This window comes from Armatimonadota bacterium, assembly GCA_035527535.1.
Classification (GTDB): domain Bacteria; phylum Armatimonadota; class Hebobacteria.
The window spans coordinates 1-11617 of sequence record DATLAK010000120.1; the positions used below are offsets into that span (position 1 = coordinate 1).

Annotated in this window: 5 protein-coding genes; 4 read left to right on the plus strand and 1 reads right to left on the minus strand. The window is 68.1% G+C overall.

Going from position 1 to position 11617, the window contains the following annotated elements; genetic code table 11:
* Positions 1-76: 76 nt before the first annotated feature.
* On the minus strand, positions 77-325 hold the full coding sequence (locus tag VM221_08605) for a zinc ribbon domain-containing protein (protein ID HUT74879.1): 249 nt from the start codon (positions 323-325) through the stop codon (positions 77-79).
* Between the two features lie 255 nt (positions 326-580).
* Between VM221_08605 and VM221_08610 the strand changes: the two genes are divergently transcribed.
* From VM221_08610 to hisG, 4 genes are all read left to right on the plus strand, one after another.
* Positions 581-1432 (plus strand): sugar phosphate isomerase/epimerase family protein, encoded by an 852-nt coding sequence (locus VM221_08610; GenBank protein HUT74880.1) that lies wholly within the window; start codon positions 581-583, stop codon positions 1430-1432.
* Between the two features lie 378 nt (positions 1433-1810).
* Positions 1811-5581, plus strand: coding sequence for a DNA-directed RNA polymerase subunit beta (gene rpoB, locus VM221_08615; GenBank protein HUT74881.1), 3771 nt, complete (start codon positions 1811-1813; stop codon positions 5579-5581).
* A gap of 52 nt (positions 5582-5633) precedes the next feature.
* A complete protein-coding gene (rpoC, locus tag VM221_08620; GenBank protein HUT74882.1) occupies positions 5634-10514 on the plus strand; it encodes a DNA-directed RNA polymerase subunit beta' in 4881 nt (1626 codons plus the stop codon).
* 50 nt (positions 10515-10564) lie between these two features.
* Positions 10565-11434, plus strand: coding sequence for an ATP phosphoribosyltransferase (gene hisG, locus VM221_08625; GenBank protein ID HUT74883.1), 870 nt, complete (start codon positions 10565-10567; stop codon positions 11432-11434).
* Positions 11435-11617: the final 183 nt, after the last annotated feature.

Below are 11617 nucleotides of genomic sequence, written 5' to 3' on the forward strand. Positions count from 1 at the left end.
GACCCCGGCGGCTCGACCCCAGTCGGCGCGACCCCGGTCGGCAGCAGCCGGGAATCCCACCGGTGCCGAGCTTACTCTACCCGTCCTTCCACGCCGGCATCTCGGCCATGGCCGCGTCAACCTCACGTTCGGCCTCGCCGCGGGACTTGCCCATCGCGTCCACGGTGAACTGGATCCAGCCCTCGCGCACCTGCTCGCGCGACTTGAGGTGGCCCTCAGCGTCGGTGCAGTAGACGCAGTAGGGGTTCTGCTCGATCCCTGCGCCGTGCATCTCGGACGTCTGCATGGGCATGCCGCAGCTGTGACAGGTATCAACCGCTCCCATTCTAGCTCCTCCTGCCGCTGCGCCTTTGGGGAGGGCTTACGGCGCAGTCCGGCGCAAATCCTGCTGCAGCCGTGGCGGCCGGGCACACAGGCCACGAGCGCGCCGGTGCGCCACGCGCGCGGCCCCGGAGTTCGCCGCGCAAGCCGATGCTCGCCGGCAGGATGATTCGTCGGCCGCGCCGAAAACCAGCGTCCTGGACGTAACCCGGCGGGCCCCGATGGTCGGGCCCGCCTCACACTTGCGCGGAGAGGTGCCATGGAATCAGCAGCGGTGCGGGCGCAGCCTGCCGGGCCCCTGCGGCTCGGGGTCATCGTTAGCTTCCACGAGGAGCCGGAAAAGGAACTGCGCAAGGTCGCGGATTTCGGTCTGCCCACCTGCCAGGTGGCGACCTGGGATCCGGCCCTGTACACCGACGGAAACGGCGAGCGGCTGCGCCAAGCGTGCGCCGACACCGGCGTCGAGATCACCACGCTGTGGACCGGGTATCCGGGGCCGCAGGTATGGGATTTCGTTGACGGCCCCGCCACCATCGGCTTCGTGCCGCCGGAGTACCGGGAGATGCGCGTGGCGGCGCTGGTGCGCGGTGCGGAATTCGCGCGCTCCGTCGGCGTTCCTTCGATTACCACCCACGCCGGGTTCATACCCGAGAACCCGCGCGACCCGCTGTACGCAGGTACGGTTGGCGCCCTGCGCCGGATCGCGGAGCGCTGCCAGGAGCTGGGGCTGAGCTTCTGCTTCGAAACCGGCCAGGAGACACCGATCACCCTGCTGCGGGTCATGACCGACATCGGCACCGGCAATCTCGGCGTCAATCTCGACCCCGCCAACCTGCTCATGTACGGCAAGGCCAACCCGGTGGACGCCCTGGATGTCCTGGGGGCTTACGTGCGCGGAGTCCACGCCAAGGACGGGGAGTACCCGACCGAGCCGGGGCGCCTGGGCGCGGAGAAGCCGCTGGGTGAGGGGCGGGTGGGCTTCGACCGGCTCGTGCCCAAGCTGAAGTCCTTCGGGTTTGCGGGCGTGCTGACGATCGAACGCGAGATCTCCGGGGAGAGCCAGGCCCGCGATATCCGCCGCGCCATCGAGGTGCTGACGCCGCTGCTGTGAGGGTCGAGCACCCGGAGCGCGTTCGTCCGACGGCGCCGGCGCCCGAAGGGCTGGGGGTTGGCGGCCGCGGCTGGAGCGCTCCCCCGGGGTGACGCCGCGGCGCGCGTCGCGCCGTGGCGCCCGGCCGAGGAGTCAGGCACGTCCGCCAGCGGTGTCGTCCCCGCCCCCCGCAGTGACTGTGAGCGGCGCGCAGCAGAGAGAATGGCTTACGGGGTTGACATTCCACGCAAGATGCAATACACTTAAGGTTCTGGCGGAGGTCAAAGAGGTTCTGGTTCCCGCGGCCGGCGGTAAAGCGCGCGGGCGCGCGCCCGCGCCGGATGCAGCCCCGTTTTGCAGCAGACTGATCGCCCCCACTTTCGTGAGAGGTGCCGAAACATGCTTTTGCAGCCGGTCGAGGCACGCAAGCGCTACGTCGAGATCGTCGAGCCCCCCAACCTAATCGAAATCCAACTTGATTCCTACGAGTGGCTGCTCAAGGACGGCCTGCGGGAGCTGCTCGACAACTTCTCGCCCATCACCGATCTCACGCAGAATCTGTCCCTGTCCTTTCACGACTACTACCTGGGCGAGCCCAAGTACGGCGTCCCCGAGTGCCGCGAGCGCGACGCCACCTATGAAGCGCCGCTGAAGGTGGTGGTGCGGCTGCTCAACCGCAGCACGGGTGAGATCAAGGAGACGGAGGTTTTCCTCGGCGAGCTGCCGCTGATGACGGAGAACGGCACGTTCATCATCAACGGCACCGAGCGCGCCGTGGTGAGCCAGCTCGCGCGTTCCCCCGGTGCGTACTTCAAGGATGCCATCGACTTCTCCGGCCGCATCCTTTACGCCGCGCAAGTCATTCCCGCCGAGGGGTCGTGGCTGGAATTCGACACTGACGCGAACGAAGTGGTGGTGGTGCGCGTCGGCCAGGCGCACAAGTTCCCCGCGACCACGCTGCTGCGGGCGCTCAACGGCATCAACATGGGCGCGGAGAGCGCCGAGCTCAAGGTCTCGACCGACGTTGACCTGATGCAGGTGTTCGGAGAGCCGGAGATCCTCAGCGAGCCAAGCGCCGAGGAGCTGACTGGGCGGCGGCCCTGGGAGGACTTGGTTGACACCCGCACGGGCGAGGTGGTAGCCGAGGCGGGAGTGCGGGTGGACCGCGACGGCGCGCGCGCGGTTGCCGGCTTGCGGCGCAAGACCTACAAGGTCGCGCGCCTGAGCCCGCTGATCGACAACACGATGGAGCGCGATCCGACCCATGACGAGGACTCCGCGCTGCTGGACATCTACCGCCGCGAGCGACCCGGCGACCCGGTCACGCCCGAGATCGCGCGCGCTCGGCTGCAGGCCCTGTTCGCCGATCCGCGGCGCTACGACCTGGCCCGCGTCGGCCGCTACAAGCTCAACCGCAAGCTCGGGGTCGGCCTGCCGGAGGACATCCGCACCCTGACCAAGGAGGACCTCGTCGCTATCCTACGCTACATGGTGCGGCTGAGCGAGGGCGACGAGACGGCGTCGGTGGACGAGATTGACCATCTGGTCAACAAGCGCGTGCGCTGCGTTGGGGAGCTGCTGCGCGACCAGTTCAGGCTCGGGTTCTTGCGCATGGAGCGCATCGCCCGCGAGCGCATGACGAGCCTCGACCCGGAGCAGATAACGCCCCAGGCGGTGATCAGCACCAAGCCCATCTCCGCCGCTATCAAGAGTTTCTTCGGCTCCAGCGCCTTGTCGCAGTTCATGGACCAGACCAACCCGCTGGCGGAGCTGACCCACAAGCGCCGCCTGAGCGCCCTGGGGCCGGGGGGCCTGAGCCGCCAGAGCGCAAAGCTGGAGGTGCGTGACGTCCACTACTCCCACTACGGGCGCATCTGCCCCATCGAGACCCCGGAGGGCCCCAACATCGGTCTCATCGGCGCGCTCGCCATCTACGCCCGGCTCAATCCCTACGGGTTCATCGAGACCCCCTATCGGCGCGTCAAGGGCGGGGTGGTGACCGACGACATCGTCTACCTCACCGCCGACGAGGAGGACCACTACCGCATCGCGCCGGCGACGGTACCGATGAAGAACGGGCGCATCGTCGGCGAGGCGCTGAACGTGCGCTATCGCAACTCCTTCCCGCAAGTGCGGCCGCAGGACATCGACCTGGTGGATCTGTCACCCAAACAGATCGTGAGCGTCGCGGCATGCCTCATCCCCTTCCTGGAGAACAACGACGCCAACCGCGCGCTGATGGGCGCCAACATGCAGCGCCAAGCGGTGCCGCTGCTACGCTCGGAGGCGCCGCTGGTGATGACGGGGGTGGAGGAGCGCGCGGCGCGCGACTCGGGGTGCGTGGTGCTGGGCAAGCACGCAGGCAAGGTGGCGTCGGCGAGCGCGACCGGGGTGCGGGTGCAGCGCCCCGACGGGGAGATCGACCATTACCCCCTGCTCAACTTCATGCGCTCCAATGCCGCCACCTGCATCCACCAGAAGCCGGTGGTGAATGTCGGCGATTTCGTCGCCGATGGGCAGGTGTTGGCCGACGGTCCCTGCACCGACCACGGCTATCTGGCGCTGGGGCGCAACATCGCCTGCGCCTTCATGTCGTGGGAGGGCTACAACTACGAGGACGCGATCGTGGTCAGCGACCGGATGGTGCGCGACGACGTCTTCACCTCCATCCATATCGAGAAGTACGAGGTGGAGGCGCGCGAGACCAAGGTGGGGCCGGAGGAGATTACGCGCGACATCCCCAACGTCGGCGAGGAGGTGCTGCGCGACCTCGACGAGGACGGGGTGATCCGCATCGGGGCGCAGGTGCGAGCAGAGGACATCCTGGTGGGGAAGGTGGCGCCCAAGGGTCAGGAAGAGCTGACGAGCGAGGAGAAGCTGGTGCGCGCCATCTTCGGCGAGAAGGCGGCGGAGATGCGCGACACCTCGCTGCGGGTGCCGCACGGCGAGTCGGGCACGGTGGTGGACGTCAAGCGCTTTAGCCGGCTGAAGTTCCGCTGCGCCAAGTGCGGCGCGGAACAGCAGTTCTCCAAGGAGCAACACCGCCACTACTGCGAACGCTGCGGCGGCGAGCTGCAGCGCGAGCCGGGCGACGAGCTGCTGCCCGGCGTCAACCAGATGGTGCACGTTTACGTCGCCCAGAAGCGCAAGCTCATGGAGGGCGACAAGATGGCGGGGCGCCATGGCAACAAGGGCGTCATCGCCAAGATCATGCCCGCGGCGGAAATGCCGTTCCTGCCCGACGGCACCCCGGTGGACATCATCCTCAACCCGCTGGGCGTGCCCTCGCGTATGAACATCGGCCAGATCATGGAGACGCACCTGGGCTATGCCGCCAAGGAGCAGGGCGTGCACTACGAGAACCCGGTGTTCCAGGGCGCGCCGGAGGCCGAAATCATCGCCTATCTGCAGCAGGTGGCGGATGATCTCCGTCGGCGCGAACTGCGCGAATACATCACCTCCGACCTCGGGGTCGGCAACGGCTGGGACGACGACGCTCCGGCGCCGGGCACGAGCCGCGTCTTCATCGACCAGTCGCTGGAAAAGCTGCGCGACCATCTCGCCGGCGACGAGCAGGAGATGGAGCGCCTGGCGCAGCGCCTGGCGCTCACCGATGCCGAGTGGGGCGCGCAGCGCGGCGCCCGCGAGCGAGCGCAGCTGCTCGCCGACACCATCCGCCGCCGGGTTGACGACAACATCGGGTTCGATCCCGGCACCGGCAAGTACTGGCTTTACGACGGGCGCAGCGGTGAGCGGTTCAACCAGCCCATCACCGTCGGTTACGCCTACATGATGAAGCTCGTGCACCTGGTGGATGATAAGATCCACGCCCGCTCCACCGGTCCCTACTCGCTGGTCACCCAGCAACCGCTGGGGGGCAAGGCGCAGTTCGGCGGCCAGCGCTTCGGCGAGATGGAGGTGTGGGCGCTGGAGGCCTACGGCGCCGCGCACACGCTGCAGGAGATCCTGACCATCAAGTCCGACGACGTCATGGGCCGGGTCAAGACCTACGAGTCCATCGTCAAGGGCGAGAGCATCATGGAGCCGGGGATCCCCGAGTCCTTCAAGATCCTGATCAAGGAGCTGCAAAGCCTGGGGCTGCAGGTGTCGGTTGAGAGCGAGGACGCGCGCGCGGTGGAATTGGAGGAGGCGGAGGAAAAAGTCGCGTGATCCGCAACGCGCGTAGCGGCAGGCACAGCGCCGGAAGCCAAGAGGTGAGCTCGTGGTAGATACGACCCATTTCAACCAGCTGCGATTGGGGCTGGCATCCCCGGACGAGATCCGTCGGTGGTCGCGCGGGGAGGTCAAGAAGCCGGAGACCATCAACTACCGCACCTTCAAGCCCGAGCCCGACGGATTGTTCTGCGAGCGCACCTTCGGGCCCACCCGTGACTGGGAATGCCACTGCGGCAAGTACCGCAAGATCAAGTTCCGCGGCATCACCTGCGACCGCTGCGGGGTGGAGGTCACGCGCTCCAAGGTGCGGCGCGAGCGCATGGGGCACATTGACCTGGCGGCGCCGGTGTCGCACATCTGGTATGTCAAGGGCGTGCCCAGCCCCATGAGCCTGCTGCTGGACCTGTCCCCGCGCCCGCTGGAGAAGGTGCTGTATTTCGCCTCCTACATCGTGACCCACGTTGATCACCGCAAGCTCAACGACCACCTCGACCTCATCCGGCAGACGGTCGAGCAAGAGAAGCAGGCGTCGGACGAAACCCTGGAACAGACCATCGAGTCGCTGCTCAAGCAGCGCGACCAGCAGCTCGCGGAGGCGAAGCGGCTGAGCGCGGCCGACCGCGCCCAGCTCGAGCACGCGGTGCAGGAGCGCATCAAGGAAGAGCAGCAGATCGCGGAGGAGCGCAAGCAGGAGCTGGAGGCCGCGCTGCGGCTGCTGCTGGGGCAGAACCTCGACGCCAAACCCGGGCTCACGCGCAAGCAGCTGATCTCGGATGCCGAATACCGCAACCTGCGCGCGCTGGTGGAGGTGCTGGTCGCCCACCACGGCGAGGACTTCCAGAACCTGTACCTCGCGGGGCTGGGCGCGGAGGCGATTAGAGCGCTGCTGCGCGAGATAGACCTGGAGCAGCTGACGCGGGAGCTGCGCAACGACATCCGCGAGACCACCGGCCCTAAGCGGGCGCGCGCCATCAAGCGCCTGGAGGTGGCGGAGGCCTTCCGCAAGTCGCGCAACCGGCCGGAATGGATGGTGCTGGACGCGGTGCCGGTGATCCCGCCGGAGCTGCGCCCGATGGTGCAGCTCGACGGCGGGCGCTTCGCCACCTCCGACCTCAACGACCTCTACCGCCGCATCATCAACCGCAACAACCGCCTCAAGAAGATCAAGGAGTTGGCGGCGCCGGAATCCATCATCAACCACGAGAAGCGACTGCTGCAGGAGGCGGTGGACGCGCTCATCGACAACGGGCGGCGGGCGCGACCGGTGACCGGCTCCAACAACCGTCCGCTCAAGTCGCTGTCCGACATGCTCAAGGGCAAGGAGGGGCGCTTCCGCAAGAACCTGCTGGGCAAGCGCGTGGACTACTCCGGGCGCTCGGTGATCGTCGTCGGGCCGCACCTCAAGCTGCACCAGTGCGGCCTGCCCAAGGTGATGGCGCTGGAGTTGTTCAAGCCCTTCGTCATGAAGCGGCTGGTGGACCGCGGCTACACCACCAATATCAAGACCGCCAAGAAGATGGTTGACCGCATGCGCCCCGAGGTCTGGGACGCGCTCGAGGAGGTCATCGCCGATCACCCGGTGCTGCTCAACCGCGCCCCCACGCTCCACCGCCTTGGCATCCAAGCCTTCGAGCCGGTGCTGGTGGACGGCAAGGCGATTCAGATCCACCCGCTGGTGTGCCATCCCTTCAACGCCGACTTCGACGGCGACCAGATGGCGGTGCACGTGCCGCTGTCAACCACCGCCCAGAGCGAAGCGCGCATCCTCATGCTGTCCACCGAGAACCTGTTCTCGCCCGCCCACGGCAAGCCGATGGTGGTGCCCACACGCGACATGGTGCTGGGCTGCTACTACCTGACCCAGAAGCGCGTGGGCGCCATGGGCTCGGGCAAGGTCTTCCCCAACGCCGACGCGGCCATCATCGCCCACGAGCACGGCCGCGTGGATCTCCATGCCGACATCCGGGTGCGGGTGGACGGCGCGTTGATGGACACCACCCCCGGGCGCTTGATCTTCAACGAGATACTGCCGCCGAAGGTGCGCTACGTTGATCGCGTAGTGGACTACTGGGAGCTGGGAAGCGTCGTCCAGACCTGCCACCAGCATTACGGCACCGCGCGCACGGTGAAGCTGCTCGACGACCTCAAGGAGCTCGGCTTCCGCTTCGCCACCACCTCCGGCATCACCATCTCGATGACGGACATGGACGTCCCGGAGGCCCGGCGCGAGCAGATCATCGCGCGCACCGAGGGGCTGGTGCGCAAGACCAACGACAACTACGCCAACGGGCTCATCACCGCCGGCGAGCGCGAGGACGAGGTGTGCCGGCTGTGGAACGTCGCCACCAGCCAGATGGCCGACGCCATCCTCGAGAACATTGACCCCTTCAACCCCATCTTCATGATGGCCAACTCCGGGGCGCGCGGCAGCCTGCCCCAGCTCGCGCAGCTGGCGGGCATGCGCGGGCTCATGGTTGACCCCTTTGGGCGCTTCATCGAGGACCTGCCGATCAAGTCGAACTTCCACGAGGGGCTGTCGGTGCTCGAGTACTTCGTCTCCACTCACGGCGCGCGCAAGGGGCTCGCCGACACCGCCCTGCGCACCGCCGACGCCGGCTATCTCACCCGCCGCCTGGTGGATGTCGCCCAAGACGTCATCATCCGCGGGGACGACTGCGGCACCAGCGCCGGCATCACCGTCGCCGCCATCCGCGACGGCACCGAGGAGATCGAGCCCCTCGAGCAGCGCATTGACGGCCGCGTCGCCGCCGTTGATATCGTTGACCCCGTCTCCGGCAAGCTCATCCTGCGCGCGGGCCAGGAGATCGGCATGCACACGGTGCCGCCGTGCCCCGGCTGCAGCGGCGAACTGGCCACCGTCTACTCGTGTGAGAGCTGCGGCATTGAGCTCACGGAAGCCGACCTCGAGGCGGCGCCGCCGGCGGCGGAGACGCAGGTGGAAGCGGCCCCCGAGCGGGCGATGCCCGATCTCGCGGCCATCCTCTTGGGGGGCCTGACCGCGGCCGACCAGACCGCAGGCGAGATCGAGAACGCCAGCGCGGAGGGGGAGGCCCCGGCGCCGCCGGCGCCGACGCCGGCCGCCGAGACGGCGGCCGGGAGCGCCTCCGGCGGCGCCGCGGCCGACCGCAGCCAGTGGCTGGAACAGGGCATGTGCCCCGAGTGCCACCGCGAGCTGCGCAAGGTGTACACGTGCCTGGAGTGCGGCAAGCGCTTCGGGGCGCAGTCGCTGGAGCCGCCGCTGGAGACGATACTGCGCGGGGCGGCGCAGTGCGATCAGTTCATGGCCGCGGCGCGCAAGCTGCGCGAGGGCGAGGCGCCCGAGCAGGCCCTGCCCCACCCCCTCACCGGCGAGGTCATAGTCGGGGACGGCAAGAAGGTCACGAAGGATGCGCTCGCGCGGGCGCATCAGGCGGCGCACGATCTGCGCGAGCGCGGCGGCCTGGCGCGCGGCGAGGTCACCGTGCGCTCGCCCCTGACGTGCGAACTGCGGCTGGGTATCTGCGCCCGCTGCTACGGGCGCGACCTCGCCAGCGGGCGGCCAGTCGAGGTCGGGGAGGCGGCGGGCATCATCGCCGCGCAGGCCATCGGCGAGCCGGGCACCCAGGTGACGATGCGCACCTTCCACACCGGGGGGGTCGCGGCCCAGTACCTGACCGGCGTGGCCGAGGTCAAGAAGAAGCGCCAGGCAACCCTGCGCGAGCTGCACGAGGACATCCGCCGCGGCCTGGTGCACTTCGAGGAGCAGCGCGAGGGCTACGAGCGCGAGCGCGTCAAGAAGATCCAGCAGATGCTCAAGGTGCTGGAGGAGCAGGTCAAGGGCCTGCTGCGCGTGGTCGAGCTGTTCGAATCGCGCCGACCCAAGGGGCAGGCCATTGTATCCGAGGTGGACGGACGGGTGGCGGCCATTGACACCCGCGGCGTCAAGACCGTGGTCATCCATTCCGAGCAGCCCCTGGACGAGCACGTCATCGGCGAGGTGCTGGCGGAGAAGGCGGGGGGCGACGGGCGCGGCAGCATCGACGCCGGCAAGGAGCTGACGGCGCAAGTGGTGGCGCGCCTGCAGCAAAAGGGCGTCACCACGGTCAAGATCCGCAAGTCCTACCTGGTACCCTATCGCGGCTACCTCGCGGTGGAGGAAGGCGACTACCTGCAGCAGGGCGACTCCCTGACGGAGGGGCCGCTCGACCCGCAGAAAGTGCTGCAAATGAAGGGCGTGCACGGCGTGCAGGAGTATCTGGTGCGCGAGATCCAGAGCGTCTATCGCACCCAGGGCGTGGACATCAACGACAAGCACGTCGAGGTCATCGTGCGCCAGATGCTGCGCAAGCGCCGGGTGGTGGATCCCGGCGATGCCGACCTGCTGCCCGGCCAGGTCGTTGATCGCTTCGATTTCGACGACATCAACCGGCGCCTCGAGCAGCGCGGCGGCACCCCCGCCAGCGCCGAGCCCATGCTCCTGGGCATCACCGAGGCCTCGCTCAGCACCGACAGCTTCCTGTCGGCCGCGTCGTTCCAGAAGACCACCCGCGTGCTCACCGACGCCGCCATCAAGGGCAAGGTTGACCACTTGGTGGGGCTCAAGGAGAACGTCATTATCGGCCGCCTCATCCCTGCCGGCACGGGCATGGCACGCTACCGCGGGGTGCAGGTAGCGGGGCCGCGCGACGAGGAACCGATCGTCAGCCTGCCACCGGGGCCGCGCGAGGAGGACCTGCTGCTGCGGGCGATCGAGGAGGCCTCGGGCACCCTCACCGCTGACGACGACGGCCTGCTGGGCTCGGCGCTGCTGGCCGACGATGCCGACGACGACAGCGACGAGGAAGACCTTGGCGACGGCGACCTCATCGGCGGCCCTGCCGAGGTGGAGGACGACGAACCGGTGGGGGGCGACGAGGTCGCAATCTGACGGGGGCCGGCGCCCGCTGTCCCAGCGGCGGAAAGGGGAGATGCCAGCGGATGAAACTGCGCTTGGGGCTGCCCTCGGGCAGCATGCAGGAGGCCACTATCGGGCTGCTCAAGCGGGCGGGCTACAACGTCACCGTGGCCGCGCGCTCCTACGAGCCGGCGATTGACGATCCCGAGCTCGAGTGCCTGCTGCTGCGCGCGCAGGAGATCCCGCGCTACGTCGGCGAGGGGGTGCTCGATGCCGGGCTGACGGGGTGGGACTGGATCCTGGAGAGCGGCGCGGAAGTGGTCGAGGCGGCGGACCTGGTGTACTCGAAGCGGAGCGCGGCCAAGGCGCGCTGGGTGCTGGCGGTCGCGGACGACGGCGACCTGCGCAGCGTCGGCGACCTCGAGGGCAAGCGCGTGGCAACCGAGCTCGTGCGCGTGACCCAGCAGTACCTGGAGCGCCACGGCGTGGCGGCGCGGGTGGAATACTCATGGGGGGCGACCGAAGTCAAGGTGCCGGAGCTGGCGGAGGCGATCGTCGAGCTCACCGAGACCGGCAGCTCCCTGCGGGCGCACAACCTGCGCATCATTGACACCGTGCTCGAGACCAACGTCAAGTTCATCGCTCATCCCGCGGCGTGGCAGGACTCCTGGAAACGGCAAAAGGTCGAGAACCTGGCGGTGCTGCTGCTGGGCGCGCTGGCGGCGGAGGCCAAGGTCGGCATCAAGCTCAACGTCAGCAGCGAGAACCTCGAGGCCGTGCTCGAGCTGCTGCCGGCGATGAAGGAGCCGACCGTGTCATCGCTCTTCCACGGCGGCTGGCACGCGGTGGAGACAGTGGCGGACGAGAAGCAGGTGCGCGACCTCATCCCCCGTTTGAAGAGCGCCGGGGCGCAGGACATAATCGAATATCCGCTGAACAAGGTCATACCGTAATGGCTAGGTCGCAAGCGACCGCCACGGCGGTCTGCGGAGCACACCTATTGAATCTCGCGTAATAGGTTTGATTTCTTGGTGCAGCTATGATATGCTGTAGGCATGAAAGCGCACATTGGCGGCCGACGAAACTTTGCCGGTTTGGAGAAGCGCAGGTTGAAGGCGGCCCGGCTGTTTGCGAAG

Coding starts and splice junctions, on each gene's coding strand:
- VM221_08605 (HUT74879.1), bottom strand. CDS start 325: ATGGGAGCGGTTGATACCTGTCACAGCTGCGGCATGCCCATGCAGACG.
- VM221_08610 (HUT74880.1), top strand. CDS start 581: ATGGAATCAGCAGCGGTGCGGGCGCAGCCTGCCGGGCCCCTGCGGCTC.
- rpoB (HUT74881.1), top strand. CDS start 1,811: ATGCTTTTGCAGCCGGTCGAGGCACGCAAGCGCTACGTCGAGATCGTC.
- hisG (HUT74883.1), top strand. CDS start 10,565: ATGAAACTGCGCTTGGGGCTGCCCTCGGGCAGCATGCAGGAGGCCACT.